This window comes from Nitrosomonas supralitoralis (assembly GCF_003011925.2).
Classification (GTDB): Bacteria; Pseudomonadota; Gammaproteobacteria; order Burkholderiales; family Nitrosomonadaceae; genus Nitrosomonas; species Nitrosomonas supralitoralis.
Genome location: NZ_PXXU01000020.1, coordinates 39158 through 58463 on the forward strand (window position 1 = coordinate 39158; position 19306 = coordinate 58463).

The 19306-nt window shown below is 45.6% G+C and carries 10 protein-coding genes; 4 read left to right on the top strand and 6 right to left on the bottom strand.

Annotated elements, in window-relative coordinates; translation table 11 throughout:
- The first annotated feature begins 46 nt into the window (after positions 1-46).
- Entirely contained in the window at positions 47-2032 is a 1986-nt protein-coding gene (locus C7H79_RS08155; protein ID WP_242447207.1) for a M1 family metallopeptidase, read from the top strand.
- Positions 2033-2089: 57 nt separating this feature from the next.
- Here the strand turns inward: C7H79_RS08155 and C7H79_RS08160 are convergent, their stop codons facing one another.
- The 3 genes from C7H79_RS08160 to C7H79_RS08170 are packed head-to-tail and all read right to left on the bottom strand — an operon-like array spanning position 2090 to position 7694.
- Positions 2090-5254, bottom strand: coding sequence for an efflux RND transporter permease subunit (locus C7H79_RS08160; RefSeq protein ID WP_106706791.1), 3165 nt, complete (start codon positions 5252-5254; stop codon positions 2090-2092).
- A 2-nt stretch (positions 5255-5256) separates the two neighbouring features.
- The gene (locus tag C7H79_RS08165) at positions 5257-6429 is read right to left on the bottom strand and encodes an efflux RND transporter periplasmic adaptor subunit (RefSeq protein ID WP_106706792.1); all 1173 of its coding nucleotides are present in this window, start codon (positions 6427-6429) and stop codon (positions 5257-5259) included.
- The gene (locus C7H79_RS08170; protein WP_106706793.1) at positions 6426-7694 is read right to left on the bottom strand and encodes a TolC family protein; all 1269 of its coding nucleotides are present in this window, start codon (positions 7692-7694) and stop codon (positions 6426-6428) included. The genes C7H79_RS08165 and C7H79_RS08170 overlap by 4 nt, the downstream gene beginning before the upstream one ends.
- Before the next feature lie 314 nt (positions 7695-8008).
- On the opposite strand from C7H79_RS08170, the gene C7H79_RS08175 reads away from it, so the two are divergent.
- Positions 8009-10000: a di-heme-cytochrome C peroxidase gene (locus C7H79_RS08175; protein ID WP_242447208.1), complete on the top strand. Its 1992-nt coding sequence runs from the start codon at positions 8009-8011 to the stop codon at positions 9998-10000.
- Between the two features lie 50 nt (positions 10001-10050).
- On the opposite strand, the gene C7H79_RS08180 is transcribed toward C7H79_RS08175, so the two are convergent.
- Positions 10051-10443 (bottom strand): DUF3579 domain-containing protein, encoded by a 393-nt coding sequence (locus C7H79_RS08180; RefSeq protein ID WP_106706795.1) that lies wholly within the window; start codon positions 10441-10443, stop codon positions 10051-10053.
- A gap of 538 nt (positions 10444-10981) precedes the next feature.
- Here C7H79_RS08180 and C7H79_RS08190 point away from each other — a divergent pair.
- Both C7H79_RS08190 and C7H79_RS08195 read left to right on the top strand, forming a co-directional pair.
- Entirely contained in the window at positions 10982-12073 is a 1092-nt protein-coding gene (locus C7H79_RS08190; RefSeq protein ID WP_258577626.1) for an aminopeptidase, read from the top strand.
- Positions 12074-12234: 161 nt separating this feature from the next.
- Positions 12235-12753, top strand: coding sequence for an FxDxF family PEP-CTERM protein (locus C7H79_RS08195; RefSeq protein ID WP_106706797.1), 519 nt, complete (start codon positions 12235-12237; stop codon positions 12751-12753).
- A gap of 188 nt (positions 12754-12941) precedes the next feature.
- Here the strand turns inward: C7H79_RS08195 and rluB are convergent, their stop codons facing one another.
- Both rluB and C7H79_RS08205 read right to left on the bottom strand, forming a co-directional pair.
- On the bottom strand, positions 12942-13772 hold the full coding sequence (gene rluB, locus C7H79_RS08200; RefSeq protein WP_106706798.1) for a 23S rRNA pseudouridine(2605) synthase RluB: 831 nt from the start codon (positions 13770-13772) through the stop codon (positions 12942-12944).
- Between the two features lie 200 nt (positions 13773-13972).
- Positions 13973-19306: beta strand repeat-containing protein (locus tag C7H79_RS08205; RefSeq protein WP_106706799.1), on the bottom strand; the 5334-nt coding region annotated here is incomplete at its 5' end.

Sequence of the window (19306 nt, forward strand, 5' to 3'; positions counted from 1 at the left end):
TGATAGTTTAATTAAAAGTTGTTTTTTATTTCTGCTTTCTTGCTTTATGTCAGAGCAGGTATTATCGATGCCTGTGCCGATGAAGTTTAATGACGTCGAATACGATATCACAGTGAAAATTGATCCTGTGAATCGTACCATCGAGGGGAAAAATCTTATTACCGTAAACAATCCGAGAGAGTTGCAGTTGATGTTAGGGGCGGCATATGAGGTGACTCAGGCGGAATTCAATGATGGACCATTGGGCGTTGGCCGTGAGCAAGCTAACCGAGCACATATTTGGAATATTCCATTTTATTTCAGGCATCAGATCCAGTTTCTAATACAGTGGAGAGGGACATTAGCTTCATTGGATACTTCTCTGGATCATCAGCAGACACTCGGCAGACCGGTCGCAGCGGGTGGAGAATCCGGTTCGTTCTTGCCGGATGCGTCGAATTGGTATCCTCGCGTAGTCGGACAATTGGCGCGATATAAAGTCAGCATCGAATTGCCGTCCGGTCAGAAAGGCCTGGTGGCAGGTCGATTGGTGGAAGAAAGAGACACGGGGCAGGCTTATCAAGCATCTTTTGAGTTTCCTCATCCAGCCGAGGGGATTGATCTGATGACCGGACCCTATGTGATTGAAACGCAAACGCACCAGAGTATTAATCACAAACCGATTCAGCTACGCACTTATTTCCATCCACAAGTTAGTAGTTTATCGAAGGATTATCTTGATGCGGTGAAGCGATATTTAGATCTCTACGAATCCTGGATCGGCGAATATCCCTATATGGAATTCAGCGTAGTTTCAAGTCCCACACCAACCGGATTTGGCATGCCTACATTAACTTATCTTGGAATCGATGTGTTGCAATTGCCGTTCATCCGCGATACTTCGTTGGGTCATGAAGTGTTGCACAATTGGTGGGGTAACGGGGTTTACCCAGATTACTCGAGTGGAAACTGGTCGGAAGGATTAACCACATTCATGGCCGATTATGCCTATAAAGAACGTGAAGGCAGTGAAGCCGCGCGTGAAATGCGGCTGGGGTGGATGCGCGATTTTGCGGCATTGCAGCCGGGGCAAGATGCGCCATTGACAGTATTTACTTCACGTACGCATGGCGCATCCAAAATTGTCGGCTATAACAAAGCCGCAATGTTTTTCTTTATGTTACGAGATTATCTGGGAGACACAGTTTTTCAACGCGGCATCCAAGGGATATGGAAAGTGCAGCGCTTCAGAATCACTTCGTGGCAGGAATTGCAGAAAATATTTGAGATGATTTCAGGGCAGAATCTTCACTCATTTTTTTCTCAATGGCTGGAACGTACCGGTGCACCAGCTATCACGATTAGCGATGTAAAAAATATTGCGATGGATTCCGGTTACGAATTATCAATTACACTGAAACAATCCGAACCGGCATATCAACTGCGTGTCCCGGTAGCGATTGAAAATTCTACGGGCACAACTACACATATACTTGATTTGCAACAAGAACAGCAGGTTTTTACACTGAAATTAACAGATAAGCCGTTATCGGTTTCGCTTGATCCGGATTTGCGCCTATTTCGTCAACTGACACGGGGTGAAGCGCCACCGATTCTACGCGAGGTAATGGTTAATGCCACTACGCAGACAATTTTATTATCCGCTAAAGTCGATATTCGTAAAATCGCTGAAACCCTTACGGGTAAATTGCAAGACCGCAAACCACAAATTGCTGCGCCGGACGAACCGCTTTCTGCGGCATCTACGTTGGTTATTGGTTTGAAACCGGAAGTTGATGCCTGGCTTGCTGCCAACCAACTGCCCGCCAGACCGGATGAAATCAACAACAAAGGTACTGCACAGGTCTGGACCTTGGCTCGCGCTGAAGGAGCCTCCCTGGCGATCATTTCCGCACGAGATGCCGCATCACTCGAGGCTCTGATCCGTCCGCTGCCGCATTACGGACGGCAAAGCTATCTTGCGTTTGATGCTCAGCAAGTAATAGAAAAAGGCATTTGGCCGATGCAGGTGCAAAAGGTAGCGGTCAAATAATGTCATTGGATACTACAATCGATAATCAGTATCACATAGTTACTTAGTAAATTACTATCATGCAACCGGAGGAGACAGTTTCTCAGGTTGAACTGGCGGTACTTTATCAGATTTATCATCAAACCATCGATAGAGCATTGGCATGACCACCATGGTCATCATTGTCGCTGTTGTTAGTCCGCATATGACCACGATAGCCAAGGGTTTTTGTACTTCAGAACCCAATCCAGAGGCTGCCAAAAACGGCGCCAGGCCTAGAACGGTTGTCGCTGCAGTCATCATGACGGGCCGGAAGCGCTGCTCGCACGCTTTTCTGACCGCTTCTTCGACAGTTAAGCCTTTATCCCGCAGTTCCCGCACAAAAGAGATAAGGACCACACCATTTAATATCGATGTGCCCCACACAGCAATAAAGCCTACTGACGCTGGCACCGAAAGGTACTGACCGGAAACAAAAAGTCCGACAACACCGCCGACAGAAGCAAACGGTAAAACCAGATAAATCAACCCAGCCAGCTTGATTGAATTGAATAACATGAACAACAAGAAGAAAATGACTGCCAGCGTAACCGGCACGATCACGGAAAGTGTTGCCATTGCGCGTTGCATATTTTCAAATTGCCCGCCCCAGACAAAATAATATCCCGTTGGCAGTTTGATTTCTTTCGCGGTACGTGCCTGTAATTCTTCCACAAATCCTCCCATATCGCGACCGTGCACATTAGCGCCAACTACTACGCGACGCTTGGCGAATTCGCGCGAGATGATCGCAGGGCCATCGACTACTTTAATGTCTGCCACAGCGCTGAGCGGGACTAACATACCGCCCTGTGCCATTTTACCTTGTGCTGCCGTATTATTAACTGGCCTTAATATGAGATCTTTGATGGCTTCCACATCATAACGAAATTTCTCTGGGAATCGTAAAAGCAGCGTGAAACGACGCTCACCTTCAAAAACCTGAGTAACGGCTTTGCCGCCGATTGCAGTGGAAATCAATTCGTTGACATCCGAAACATTAATACCGTGCCGTGCAATGGCCCGGCGATCAATGTTTATGGTTAACTCTTGTTGACCGGATAAGCGCTCTATACGGATATCTCTGGCTCCTGGCGTCGATTTGACGATACGTGCCACCTGTTCAGATAACTTGCGCAATTGTTCCAGGTCATCGCCAAAAATTTTAACGGCTACTTGCGATCGGACACCGGTCACCATTTCATCCACGCGTTGCTCAATAGGCTGGGATAATACGACATTGACGCCCGGTATTACGTCCAAAGCCTTACGTATATCTTCTTCAATCTCTACTTGTGTGCGTCCAGAGTGTTCCAAATCCAGAACCGCGATCGGATCGGATTCATTTTGCGATGCTGGATCTGCGGGTGTATCTCCACGTCCAAGTTTAGATACCACGAATTTTACGCCTGGAACGGTTGTAATCAATTGCAGTGCCTCAGTTTCCAGTTTGATTGCTTCTTCCAGCGATATAGAGGGTGCGCGGATGATTACCGGCGTTACAGCACCTTCTTTCATTACCGGTATGAAGGATTTTCCCAGGAATGGAAATAATGCAAAAGCAAGCATCAGAGCACTCACCGCGATAATCATGGTTTTTTTCTGATTGCGCATTGCCAGGTTAAAAACTCGAAGGTAGCTTCCTTTTAGCGCCACGACAATTTTTGTATCCTGCTCACCTCCGCCTTGCAGAAGAAAATCACTCAATACTGGTGATATTAGTAATGATACAAAGAGCGAAACAGCCAAGGCGATAACAATTGTCATCGCCAACGGGCTGAATGTTTTTCCTTCCATACCTTCAAGAGTTATCAGTGGCAGGAAAACAAGAATTGTAACGAATACGCCGAAAATAACCGGTGTTCCGACTTCAGAAACCGCATTAACAATTACATCAAACTTGGACTGTCCTGTGCCTTTTGCCTGGCCCAGGCGCTGATAAATGTTTTCAACGACGACTACGGTGGGATCAACCATCATACCTAGTGCAATCGTTAATCCGCCCAATGACATCAAATTGGCCGGCATGCCATAATAATTCATCACCATAAAAGTAATTAGCGGTGTGATAATCAGGGTGAAACAAACGACGATACTGGTGCGAATAGTTCCCAGAAAAATCGATAGCACCACAATGACCAGAATCAGAGATTCCATCAGTGTGGTTTGCACCGTAGATAATGCGCCATCCACCAGGTCGGTGCGGTCATAAAACGGCACAATTTGCAAACCATCTGGCAGCAATCCCCGTTCATTGATTTCAGCAACTTTTTCCTTGATTCGGCCGACAATTTCTTTGGCATTACCACCGCGCAGCATCATCACAATACCTGCAACAGATTCGGTATAGCCATTCTTGATGCTGGCACCCTGGCGAACTTCTCCGCCAAATGTCACTTCGGCGACATCGCGGACATAAACCGGTACGCCGTCCATTTGTCGCAGCACAATATTACGAATATCGTCCAGCGTAGCAATCAGACCCACGCCGCGGATCAGATATTGCTCATAATGTAATGCCAGTATATTTCCGCTGGCATTGGCATTATTGCTGGCCAGAGCGCGATCTACATCCGTCAGTGTCAGATTGTAGTGTCGTAACTTGTTGGGATCGGCGTAGACCTGATATTCCTTGACGTGCCCACCCATTGAATTGATTTCCGCAACACCACGTATTGATCGTAATAATGGACGAACCACCCAGTCTTGAATTGTACGGCGTTCAGTGAGTTCTTCAACGGTTAGAGTTCGTGTGCCATCATTCGGATGCTCGATAGTATATTGATAGACCTCGCCTAATCCAGTGGTAACCGGTCCAAGTACGGGTGTAATACCAGGTATCAAGCGAGGTGTGACATCAATGATGCGTTCCATCACCAACTGGCGCGCGAAGTAAACATCAGTTTGGTCAGTGAAAACCAGGGTGATCAATGATAATCCGCTTTTATTCATTGAGCGCATTTCGACCAAACCCGGCAGACCGGTCATGGCGATCTCAACCGGTACCGTGACTAATCGCTCCATTTCCTCAGGACTGCGGCCAATGGCTACCGTGGCTACTTGTACTTGAATATTGGTAACATCAGGAAATGCATCTACCGACAGATTTCTCGCGGCAAATCCACCTGCGATACACAGTATCAGGCCGAGTACCAACACTAGTAGACGCTGGTTTAATGCCGCACGTACAATAGCAGCCATCATGATTATTCCAATTCAGCCAGCTTGCGCTCGCTATCTAAATGGAAAGCACCTTCCATCACAATCCGTTGATCAATCGAGAGCCCTTTTAGCACAGGACGGAAATCGGCCACTTCAGGGCCCAGTTCGACAGGCACGCGTTGAAATTGATTATCACTGATCGCGACAAAAACATAATCCTGGTTTAATTCTCGAACAATCGCTGCTTCCGGGACGACCAGGGTTTTTTGGCGTGTATCGGTAATGTGCATATTGGCCAGCATGTCCGGCTTCAATTTTCGCTCCGGGTTTTCTACCATTACCCGGGTCATTACAGTACGAGTCAGACGATTAACTGTATCCGAGACAAATATTATGACGCCATCAAATTCATCACGACCTATCGCGGGTACATTGATTTCTACATGCTGTTCCACTTTCACGTCACGCGCTATTTGTTCGGGTACATCACCAACCACCCAGACGGATGAAAGATCAGCGATTTGAAATAGTGGGTCAGAAGGTTGTACTACCTGGCCTACAATCACATTCCGTGCAATTACAGACCCTTCCCGGGTTGCTTTGACGTCCAGCCACGGAAGAATTTTTCCCTTTTTGGATAATTCTTTTAACTCAGCGTCAGTCATTCCAAATAATCTTAATTGATCAGTGGCGGCGCCCAATTCAGCCTGAGCAATTTCCAATTCTGATTGACGTCGTTCCACTTCAGCCTGAGCGATCGCATCAGCAGCAAACAAAAGATGCGCGCGTTCAGCTGCTTTCTGGGTTACAACCACGCGCGAAGAAGCGCGCAAATATGCCAGTTGAGATTGTGTTAAATCGGGGCTGGTAATGCGGGCTAACGACTGACCTGCCGTAACGTAATCACCTAAGATGACAAACAGGTTGATAATTCTTCCGGTTACATAGGAGCCAATCTGCGCTGTTCTTTCCTCATCGACTTGCACTCTGCTCGGAACAAGTATTTTATCAGCGAGATCAATTAAGGATGGTTGTCCGATTTCTAACCGGCTTGCTAGCTCGGGTCGGACAGTAATTCTATTGATATCTCGGTTTTCTTCGAATTCGCTTTGAATTGATTCTTTATCGGAAGTTTTGGTTGGTCCGCTATTATCGCACCCTGATAGCACTAGTGCAGAAAAAACAATGCAGTTGAAAAAAATTAGTTTGAAACTCATTCTGGAATCAGCTCCTTGGGATAATGTGCGCGCAGACGATCAATTTCGGCGACGGCCGATTGCAGATCAAAACGTGCTAGCAAGGCATCACCCAGGATTCCCCGGAGTATACGTTGCGAATCTAAAAATTCAATCAAACCTCGTTCACCAAATTTGTAAGCGGCTTCGGCAACTTTTACTGCATTTTCTGCTTCCTTGATCAGGCCACCCTCAAACATATCCACTCTGCGTTGCGCAATCTGCAGGGACTGCCATGCTGCTTCAAACAATTGACTAATTTCGTAACGGCGATATTCAAGTGTTTCCCGTATTCGCGCGGAGTCATATATAGCGGTGTCAATTTCACCACGACGCTGATAGAGTAAAGGAATTCTAACGCTCACGCCCGCAAGGTTGGAAGCAAACTGCGCGTCTTGATAATTGGTATACAAAAAATTAATTTGCGGTAGCACCGAAGCTTTTTCCTGATCGATTCGTAACTTGGCACGTTCTTGCTCAGCCTGCAAACGGATGATATCCGGGTTCACAGACGGTAGTTCCTGACGTAAACTATCCAGTGAAGGTAAGTTAATCGGATCTTTCAGAGAGGCTTGAATTTCAAAGTTATTCGGAATAGCTCCTGCGGTCAGTTGCAGTAACACTACTCGAGCGCGTTGTGCTGTTAGCTGTGCGGCTTCCATGCGATTGGCCGCGCTTTGTAGTTCGGTATCTGCCCGGATGAGTTCAAAACGCGCGACTTCACCTCTTTCGACATTGACAGCAATACGGCGTCGCACTTCATTTAATAGGTCGTAAATATTCTGCTCCAAAGCAGCTTGTTCTATTCGTAGCAATAACTCATAAGCTCTGACTTTCAGTTGTGCCGCTAAGTCTGCACGTACTTGATCAAAACTGGCGCGACTCGCGTCGACTCCAGCTTCTGATGCGCCAATGCGAGCATTTCGCATGAAAGGATTTTCAATTCCCTGGTTCACCGTTAGAGTGCGCTGCATGGTTCCAGGTCCAGTAAGATCAAAAGGAAGGCGCCTGTCATCTGGACCAGCGATTACAGTTACTTCGGGGTTGAGAAATGCAGATGCGGCTATTACACCTGCTTTGGCCATATTTACTTGTGAACGAGCGGCCTGCACAAGACCATTTGCTTGTAATCCAACACGCTGCAACTCTTCAACCGTAAGACGAACTGTTGCTTGAGCATATACAAATGGCGTTAAGAATATTAAGTGAATGACTAGTAAAAAATTCCAAAATGAGAAAATCTGCATCGAGTCCTTCATAATTATTGATAAATTTATTTTCTATACATATTTTTCACATAAAATTGACTGGCAATCATATATGAAAAATAAGATTCAGTTGTACTAATATTAAACATAATAGGACCTTAAATCGTTGTTTTGAAGCAATACCTGCATAATTAACTCTTGCTGGCTATTCGGATGCTCTGGATTTAATCAGATAAAACCTGAATGCTTGCTGAACAATTACAATTCACCGCATGAAATTTAGGTTTATTAATTACTTCTTTTTCCTCAAGCTATTAGTGGTAATTCTTGCCTTATCATTGATGATTTGGCTGATGACCGGAATAGCCTTATGGATGTATGAATTTCGTGATAATGATTCTGATCGTGGTGCCATTTCGAAAGGTATCGATAAGTTTGGCGATCAATTCTCTCAAACAGTTTATCTTGATCAGGGTTGGTCGCCATCCGATAGTTTGTGGTTTTACAATACGACGCAAGGCTCTAATTTGTTACCGTACAGTTTTTTTCTGGTATTGGAGCAACCTGATTCATCCGCTTTATTCCGTAGCGATGAAAACATTGATCGTTATGGGTATTTGCCACAACGTCCAACCATAAGCAATCCGGATGGCTTGCCCGTTGGCATGGTGCGGGATGAGTATCAAGGCAAGTCATATATGGGATTTACCTGCGCAGCTTGCCATACGACTCAAATCAATTATCAGGGCACGGGAATACGAATTGATGGTGGTCCGGCTAATTCGGACCTGGAAACTTTTATGGTTGATTTGGCAGAAGCATTGCATGCCACTCTGGAGAACTCGGAGAAGCGTGGCCGTTTCGTTGCTAATGTTTTGAAACAAAATCAATATGAGAATGCAGACGATGTGTTGGCAGATCTTAACAAATTCGCCCAGCGAATCAAGACTTATACCATCATCAATACCCCCAGGGATCCCAAGCGACCGTTAACTCACTACGGCTATGCTCGACTGGATGCGTTTGGAAGAATCTATAACCGCGTGCTTGAGCACATCATGAGTGCAAGACAATTGCGCGAATTGCTCGCCGATATTCTTACCCCTGAAGAGTTGATTGAAGTAATGTCAGACGTAGAGCCCGTTCTCAGCAGCACTAATCGAGACCATATTATTGAAAGAATTCAAGGATATTTGACCTATAAGCAGATCATTCGATTACGCAACAAAATCTATAATCCAGCCGATGCGCCGGTTAGTTATCCTTTTCTGTGGGATGTTCCGCAACATGATTATGTCCAATGGAACGGGAGGGTTGATAACAGTGGATTAGGACCCATGGCCAGGAATGCAGGTCAATTGATTGGTGTATTTGGTACGCTTGACTGGCAGGAAAGAGATGGTTTTACGTTATCTTCTGTGCTTGGCGGACAAGGGATTGGTTCAAAGCATATTGATTTCCGATCTTCAATCGATATTCGGAATTTACGCCGAGTGGAGAAACATCTGCGCAAATTAACTTCGCCGCAATGGCCTGAGCATATTTTGCCTAAAATTGATAAAGCACGAATGGTTAAAGGTGAGAAGTTGTTTTTCAGATATTGCGCAACCTGTCACAGTCAAATTGACCGTATTGACCCAGATCGTCGCATTGTGGCCAAAATGATTGCTGTTTCGTCGGTTGGAACAGATTCTAAAATGGCGACCAACGGCATTGAGTTTTCCGGTTATAGCGGTATTTTGCAGAATCAATACGTCAGTGTCAGTACGGGAAACATGTTACTGCAACGCGAAGCGCCAGCGGTAGCACTATTATCATTAGCTACGCGCAATGTGGTGACGACGCCTGATTCAGACAAATGGGTTGTGCGGAGATGGATTGAGCGATCGCTTGATTTTGCCCATACATTTTTTGATAACGAAATACAATCTTCCCTGAAGCATGGCAATTATGTTCCTGATACAACTGTCAGACCTTTCGCTTCAATTTTGGCTTATAAAGCTCGCTCACTCAACGGCATCTGGGCAACTGCTCCTTATTTGCATAATGGCTCTGTTCCAACACTGTATGATTTGCTTTTGCCCAAACGGCAGCCTGGTGATCCTGCAGAAGGTGAATATCGACCCGATGAATTCATGGTGGGATCGCGCGAGTTTGATCCAGTGAAAGTTGGGTTAAAATCGACTGGTTATGATGGCTTTTTGCTTCGTACACATATTTGGGGTAACCATAATGGTGGTCACGAGTTTGCTTCCGGCAGGATGCCTCAGCCTGATGGCACATTTCTTCCAGCCTTAAATAAAGAACAACGACTCAATCTTGTTGAATACCTTAAGTCACTTTGAAGGATATTTGGAGAATTGATTCTGCTTGTGATAATACTCAGCACTAGCGCTTAATACACAATTTTCTTGAATCTTATTTTCCATTGATGCAGTAACAGCGCAAGTGTCAGTCTTCTTACAGACCATGCCACTTCTGTTACTTCAGGGAATTCTTCCAAGTAAATGACTTCTCCCGTTGGAATTATTTTGAGATGATTATGGCAAGCAAAATCCATTATAAATTGATACATGACTGGATTGATGTCTTTTAACGAGTTTTTTACATGGATACCTGTTTTTCCCTCATATATAACAGGCTGAGCATATTCTGAGTATTCCCAGCGACCATTGCAATTATAAGTGGCAAGTGCCCCACAGAGGCGTTCCGACCAGTCACTTGGCCGAAATGGACGGCCTTCGATGGTAATCCCTAGAATCAATAATTCTTCATGTTTGGTTTTCATGAATGAAGTAGCAAAACGAGGAAAGATAAAAGTATAGAAACACTATCAGGCCGCTGAGAAACTATCTGCGTTGCCGCTGCGGTGTTAAGAGCAGGCTCAAAGTGCACATTTATTAAGTATAAACTGCGCTTCTTCGCCTGCTTTTGCCTTGTGTCAACTGCCTCGAAAACATTTTTCAACGGCCTGCTATGTAACCGATTTCTGTTAGTTGGTTTGGCTTGTGGTTTTGTGTTGAGATGATTTATTTTATAAGCGTGCCAGGATTTCATTATTACGGATTGTTTCCATTAGAATTTATGCTGACATATCGGCAAAGCTTTAGAAAAATGAATGACACTTTGAATAAAAGCTAAAAATTATTGTGGAATTAATTTTGGGAAACATAATCTTACTATTCGCAGGCTAGTGTAGTCAGGCTTAGAGTAGCTTGGAAAGAATGTAAATCTTTTGTAACAATTAATGAAAAATTGAGTAATCCGATGTTCAGGTTGTTAAATTTAATTTTTATTTCTGGAATGCGATTTCTTTATAAGTCAAAGTGATATTGCGAATTTTATATATCTTAAAGGTTAGTTTTGTTGTAATTCAGATTGGTTGGCTCAGTGCTTGCGCCAATCTCTCTTATTATGCACAAGCTGTCGATGGACATTTTAAAGTGATACACCGTGCGCAACCGATCAGCACAATGATTGAAAATCCGGATCTTGAGCCAAAACTAAAAGATTCTTTGATTAAGGTTATGCAGTTACGCGAATTTGCTAGCCGAGAGCTGAAGTTGCCGGATAATTTAAGCTATACCAGTTATGCGGATTTGGAGCGCCCTTTTGTGGTATGGAATGTTTATGCCTCCCCCGAGTTATCGCTTAAACTCAAGGAATGGTGTTTTGTGCAGGTTGGTTGCGTCAATTACCGTGGTTTCTTTTCGCAAGCAAAAGCTGAGCGCTATGCTGAAGAACTCAGGCAAGAAGGATACGATGTGCATGTCGGCGGGACTCGTGCCTATTCCACGCTCGGTTGGTTCAGTGATCCGGTGTTGAATACGTTTATTGGTTACTCCGAAATAGATCTTGCCCGGTTGATCTTTCATGAATTGGCGCACCAAGTTGTTTATGTCCCGGGTGACACTGCTTTTAACGAATCTTTTGCAACGGCAGTCGAGCATGAGGGTGTCAAACGCTGGTTTAAAAGCAATGGAACAGCGTTCGAACAAACGACATTAAGCGTTCGACGAGAACGGGAAGAGATTTTTACCCGTTTGATATTCAAACATCGAAAAAGACTGCAAGAATTGTTTCATTCAAGTATGAGCGATTCTGAGAAGCGTGTCTGGAAAGTTCATATTTTTGATCAATTACGCGATGAATTTTTGCGCTTGAAAGCCGACAAAAGCGAACTTGGCAGTTATGATCGGTGGTTTGGGCAAAACTTGAATAATGCCCTGCTGGCTACTGTTTCGATTTATACCCAGTTGTTACCGGCATTTCAAGGGTTACTCAAACAACAGGACCAGGATATGGCGCGTTTTTATCATGCGGTGATAAAGCTCAGCAAGTTACCGAAAGATGAACGGAATTTTGCACTGCAAAAGGCTGCTGAAGGCTATCAGCATTGGAATGTCGTAGAACGATAGCCTTTATTCAGTAACAAGTTTGTATATAATATAGTACACTTATAACAAGGGTTATAGTACAGATGTCCTAATAATTCAGGAAGCATGTGCTATAGATTTAATTGGCATTAATAGATAGTATTAATGAGAGGGCTTACAACTAATTTTTTCGAGGATAAATTATGAAAAGTATAATATTCAAAAAACTAGCCGTAGCAGGCGTATTCGCTATCGCATCAACTGGGGTTTTCGCAAACAATGTTAACAACACAATTGATATTGTTGGTGGCACTACATTTTTCGGAGCTTTACACACAGACAATTTTGATTTTACTGATGTTTTTACATTTAACGTTGCAGGCCCGGTTGCGACAAGCGCAAGTTTGATCACTATTGGAGCGGGTCTTAATAACATTGATTTTTTGACTGCTGATCTAAATGGTGTTTCACTGACCTTAAGCTCCACAGGCTTTATGGAAACAGCAGTAACAATGTCCGAGCTTAATCTGACAGGGCCTCTGATCCTCACAGTAACAGGACATAGTGGTGCTGGCGGGGGGACTTTTGCTTCATATTCAGGTACGTTGAATGTTAACGCCGTGTCTCCAGTACCAGAGCCAGAAACATACGCCATGCTGTTGGCCGGCTTAGGTATAATGGGAATGTGGGCGCGTCGCCGCAAATCACTCAATGTTATCTAACATTCAGGTGTTTATCGAATAAAAAACGGGCGATTGCCCGTTTTTTATTCGATTGTGATATCGTGTATTTATGGACTATAAAGTCTATTTGCAACTTTAGCATCTTAGACTCAGACCCTACATAAGGTATCAATGCCCATATCTTGAACGTTGAACTTGTCAAATGGTTAAGCGGACAAAAAAGCAAGCTACTTAATCAAATTCAACAACCGCCGAATTTCTTTTTCATCCAATTCCAGCCATTGTCCGCGTTTGATTCTTGGCGGCAGATTGATCGGACCAAAACGTACGCGCATCAGGCGGCTTACCGTCAATCCAATGGCTTCAAACATGCGCCGTACTTCACGGTTTTTCCCTTCTTTTAGAATCACGCGATACCAGTGATTAACGCCTTCCCCGCCTTGATCAGCCAGATAGGTGAATGCCGCCTGACCGTCGTCTAATGCCACGCCGGTGGTAAGTTGCTGCATTTGCTCTTCGGTGAGTTCACCAAGGATTCGCACGGCATATTCTCGCTCCACTTCATAACGCGGGTGCATCATGCGATTGGCCAACGCGCCATCGTTGGTGAAAATCAGTAGTCCGCTGGTATTGAAATCCAGGCGGCCGATGGCTATCCATTTGGACGATCGTAAATACGGCAGTTTATCAAAAACGGAAGGGCGGTCTTGTGGATCATCGCGGCTTACAATTTCTCCTTCCGGTTTGTGATACAGCAGGACCTTGGGTAAACTTTCTTCAAGGTTGAGACGAATTACACGTTTTCCGATGCGCACAACATCTGATACGCCAACCCGGTCGCCTACTACTGCAGTTTTGCCGTTTACACTGACTTCACCGGAAGCAATTAAGGCTTCCATTTCCCGTCGTGATCCTAATCCCTTTTGTGCCAGAAGTTTTTGCAGCTTGAAGGTGGGTGTTGACGGTGAGTCGGAAAATGCTGATGTTTGTTCCGCTTCATCAGATTTTACAGCGGATATTTTTTTCTTTATTGGCCTAATTGGCCTGTTTACTTTCATGAGTGTTTGAATCCGGGGAAATGTGCTGACATAACGATCATTAGATAAAACGTGATAGGGTGAATTTTAACTCATTCAGTGTTCAATCATGAACTATCCGTCACTATTCTAGCAAGGTTAGAACTTAATACAGTGGATGATCATTCGCTTGCCAAAAGAAAGTCACAGATATTGTCAATGTTTGAGCCGGCTCATGCTTCCTAGAATGTCAGATCATTGGCTGCCAGACCTGTACCATCATTATGCGTCACGATACCCAGAATCTGGATATCCGTTGAAACAATTATATCGTCGCCGCCAATTCCGGCGGTATAGAGTACCAGCGCAGTTTGTGTGGGGGAAAAATTCATGATAAATAGGTGTTCTTCTCCGGTTGCAATCGCAGTAAAGTCGATTTCCTCTCCCAGTTCAGCAATCAAGTTGGCTAGTCCGACAGTAGTGAAGTCGGCCAGTACAACTTCTAACTCTGCATCGAGCAATACGGTAGCTTCCTGATTAGCGCCACCGATAATGGCTTGGTTTCCTAAATCAACACCGTCGCTCACTGAATAATCCAGAATGCCATCGCTATTGTCATCGAGTAATGTTCTAAAAGTGCCAGTAATTTTAATTAAATCATCCGTACCAGTATTAGCATTGGCGTCAAACTGGGTAATTGTATCGGCGCCACTGCTCGCACCTGCCGCAGCGCCATCAGAAGTAGAACTATAAATTACCGTTTGTTGGATATTGTCATTGCCGCTGCTACCCAGTGTGATCGTGTCAGCACCTGTGCCGCCTGTAATGCTATCTGTGCCGGCACCACTAGTAAGGCTGTCATTGCCCGCGCCGCCGATTAGCGTATCGTTACCGGCTCCACCGGTAATAATGTCATTACCGGTTCCACCCGTGATATTGAAGGCTCCGTCGGTTTCTGCGGCTCCATTGAATGTCAGTATTCCCGAATTGGCAGCATTTGAAAGCGTTAGAGTGGCTCCCGCTGCTACTAGGGTATCCTGCGTAGTAATTGTGACAGCTTTGTTGGTATTGCCTACTGTAATGGTTTCAATGTTCTGAACATTATCAAAATAAGTGGCTGCCGCGAAGGCTGTATTGCCCGTCAAGGCAACCGTGTCCGTACCTGCTCCGCCATCCACGACATCTGCACTGGTTAATCCGGTGACTGCTGCAAATGTAAAAGTGTCATTACCTCCTCCCCCGGCAATAGTATCTATACCTGTTCCGGCAACAATGCTGTCAGCGCCAGCACCGCCGGTAATCGTATCATTGGAGAGTCCGCTACTAGTAATATTGAAGGCGCCATCTGTTTCTGCTGCGCCGTTAAATATCAATCCACCTGTGTTAGCCGTCGATAATGTCAAAGTGGCTCCCGCTGCCACGAGGGTATCTTTCGTAGTAATTGTGACGGCTGTATTGGTATTGCCTAATGTAACGGTTTCAATGTTCTGAACGTTGTCAAAATCATTAGCTGCCGTGAACGCTGTATTGGCGGTCAAGGCAACCGTGTCCGTACCTGCTCCGCCATCCACGATATCTGCACTGGTTAATCCAGTGACTGCTGCAAAGGTAAAAGTATCATTGCCTGCATCGCCAGATAGGGTGTCGTTACCCAATCCAGCGGTTATACTGTCGTTACCATTGCCTCCAGACAGTGTGTCATTGCCCGCTCCACCGGTAATGGCGTCATTCGCGCCTCCTCCCGTAATAATGAAAGCACCATTTGTTTCTGCGGCGCCATTAAATGTCAGTACGCCGGTAGTCAGTGAGATTGCCTGAAACGTTAAGACAGCCCCGGCGGCAACCAAGGCATCTTTGGTTGTAATGGCGACATTTGTTGTTGTATGTGTTACTGAAATGATTTCTATATTGCTGACATTGTCAAAATTAGTCGCAGCAACTGTCGTGGTGCCGGTCAAAGCAACTGTGTCCGTACCGGCACCTCCATCTACGACATCTGCGCTAGTTAGACCAGTACCTGCAGCAAATGTAAAAGTGTCATTACCTCCTCCCCCGGCAATGGTATCTGTACCTGTTCCGGCAACAATGCTGTCAGCGCCAGCACCGCCGGTAATCGTATCATTGGAGAGTCCGCTACTAGTAATATTGAAGGCGCCATCTGTTTCTGCTGCGCCGTTAAATGTCAATCCACCTGTGTTAGCCGTCGATAATGTCAAAATGGCGCCCGCTGCCACCAGGGTATCCTGCGTAGTAATTGTGACAGCTGTATTGGTATTGCCTAAAGTGATGACCTCAATATTCTGAACATTATCAAAATCATTGGTTGCGGTAAAAGCTGTATTGCCGGTCAAGGCAACCGTGTCTGTGCCTGCTCCGCCATCCACGATATCTGCACTGGTTAAACCAGTGACTGCTGCAAAGGTAAAGGTATCATTGCCAGCATCGCCAGATAGCGTGTCGTTACCCAATCCAGCAGTCATGCTATCGTTACCATTGCCACCCGTAATAATGTCGCTTCCTGAACCACCGGTAATAATGTCATTACCAGTTCCACCCGTAATATTGAAGTTACCATCAGCTTCTGCGGCACCGTTAAATGTCAATACACCTGAATTGGCAACATTCGATAACGTCAAAGTGGCGCCTGCCGCAACCAGGGCATTAACTGTAGTGATGGCGACAGCTGTATTGACCATGTCAGATAATGTAATGAGTTCAATATTGCTTACATTATTGAACTGAGTTGCGGTTACTGCTGTGGTTCCCGTCAGCACGACTGTATCGGTTCCGGTGCCGCCATTGACGGTATCAGTTGTCAATCCCGTTCCGGCGACAAAAGTGAACGTATCGTCACCCGCACCACCCGCGAGTGTATTATTTCCTGCACCAGCGATAATGTTGTCATTTCCAGAACCACCGGTGATATTGAATGTGCCATTTGTTTCTGCGGCACCATTAAATGTCAGCACACCTGAATTGGCAGCATTCGTAAGCGTCAAGGTGGCCCCTGATGCAACCAGCGTATCCTGCGTGATAATCGTGACGTCTGTATCGGTATTCTGCAACGTAATAACCTCGATATTTTTAACATTATCAAAATCATTGGTTGCCGTGAAGGCGGTGTTTCCCGTCAAGGCAACCGTATCCGTTCCTGTCCCTCCATCTACAGTATCTGCGCTGGTTAAACCGCTGACTGCAGCAAACGTAAACGTATCGTTACCCGTGCCACCAGACAGCGTGTCATCACCCAATCCAGCCGTTATACTATTTGCACCGTTTCCTCCAGACAGTGTGTCATTTCCAGAGCCACCGGTAATAATGTCATTACCTGAGCCACCGGTAATGTTGAAGGTGCCATCGGTTTCTGCCGCACCATTGAATGTCAGTATTCCCGAATTGGCAGCATTTGAAAGCGTTAGAGTGGCTCCCGCTGCCACGAGGGTATCTTTCGTAGTAATTGTAACGGCTGTATTGGTATTGGCTAGTGTAATGGCTTCAATATTCTGAACATTATCAAAATCATTAGCTGCCGTGAACGCTGTATTGCCGGTCAAGGCAACCGTGTCTGTGCCTGTTCCGCCATCCACGATATCTGCACTGGTTAAACCAGTCACTGCTGCAAAGGTAAAGGTATCATTACCTGTATCGCCAGATAGCGTATCGTTACCCAATCCAGCGGTCATGCTATCGTTACCATTGCCACCCGTAATAATGTCGCTTCCTGAACCGCCGGTAATAATGTCATTACCGGTTCCACCCGTAATATTGAAGTTACCATCAGCTTCTGCGGCACCGTTAAATGTCAATACACCTGAATTGGCAGCATTCGATAACGTCAAAGTGGCACCTGCCGCAACCAGGGCATTAACTGTAGTGATGGCGACAGCTGTATTGACCATGTCAGATAATGTGATGAATTCAATATTGCTTACATTATTGAACTGAGTTGCGGTTACTGCTGTGGTTCCCGTCAGCACGACTGTATCGGTTCCGGTGCCGCCATTGACGGTATCAGTCGTCAACCCCGTTCCGGCGACAAAAGTGAACGTATCGTCACCCGCACCACCCGCGAGTGTATTATTTCCTGCGCCAGCAATAATGTTGTCATTTCCAGAACCACCGGTGATATTGAATGTGCCATTTGTTTCTGCGGCCCCATTAAATGTCAGCACACCTGAATTGGCAGCATTCGTAAGCGTCAAGGTGGCCCCTGATGCAACCAGCGTATCCAGCGTGATAATCGTGACGTCTGTATCGGTATTCTGTAACGTAATAACCTCGATATTTTTAACATTATCAAAATCATTGGTTGCCGTGAAGGCGGTGTTTCCCGTCAAGGCAACCGTATCCGTTCCTGTCCCTCCATCTACAGTATCTGCGCTGGTTAAACCGCTGACTGCAGCAAACGTAAACGTATCGTTACCCGTGCCACCAGACAGCGTGTCATCACCGAGTCCTGCGGTCATGCTATCGTTACCGTTATTACCTGTCAGCGTGTCATTTCCAGAGCTGCCGGTAATGTTGTCAATTCCAGAACCACCGGTGATATTGAAGGCGCCATCTGTTTCTGCCGCACCGTTAAATGTCAGCGCACCTGAATTGGCAGCATTTGAAAGCGTCAGAGTGGCGCCCGATGCCACCAGGGTATCCTGCGTAGTAATTGTGACAGCTGTATTGGTATTGCCTAAAGTGATGACCTCAATATTCTGAACATTATCAAAATCATTTGTTGCGGTAAAAGCTGTATTGCCGGTCAAGGCAACCGTGTCTGTACCTGCTCCGCCATCCACGATATCTCCACTGGTTAAACCAGTGACTGCTGCAAAGGTAAATGTATCATCGCCGGCGCCTGTCATGATGCTGCTTGTCGCTGTGCCAGCAGTAATATTAAATTTCCCAGTTGCGCCAGCGATTGCCCCTGTCAATGTAGATCCCGCAAATCCGGTTATTGTTACAGTATCGCCATCTGCAACATTATTAACTACCAGATTGGAGGTGCCCGCTACAATAGCAATCTCATCATCTATCGTATTATTAGTCACAGTAACACTAATTGCGCCACTGGCCGGATCTGAAACTGTTAGATCTCCCGTAAGATTCGAGATGTTGACTGATCCTGCTGCTGCCGCAGCGGAAGTAATGGTCAAAGTTGTATTATTGGCTAACGCCGTTGCATCAATACTTACTGTATCTGTAGCAGCTCCTGCAGCCACATCTACGGATGTTGCTGCCGATCCCGTTGTAATGCTGATACCATTATCCGCTGCATCAGCAGTGGTAATTATCAATGCGCCGGTGAGATTGGATGCATCAATATCACCCACTAGACTGTTGATTATCAGTGAGGAGGCGCTTGCTCCAAGCGTTAACACTGTGTTTTGTTCTAAATTAGCGGCATCTACCGTGATGGTATCATCGGCATTATTGGCAACCAAGATCAGTGCCTCTGGGCCAAGCGTCAGAGCTCGTGCATTGGTGGAATCATCTTCCAGTACGTAGGTTTCAATGTCCGCCAGTGTGGTGATGTTACCGTCACCGGCGATTGTGATTTGCTCACCATTTACGCCGGTACCTGG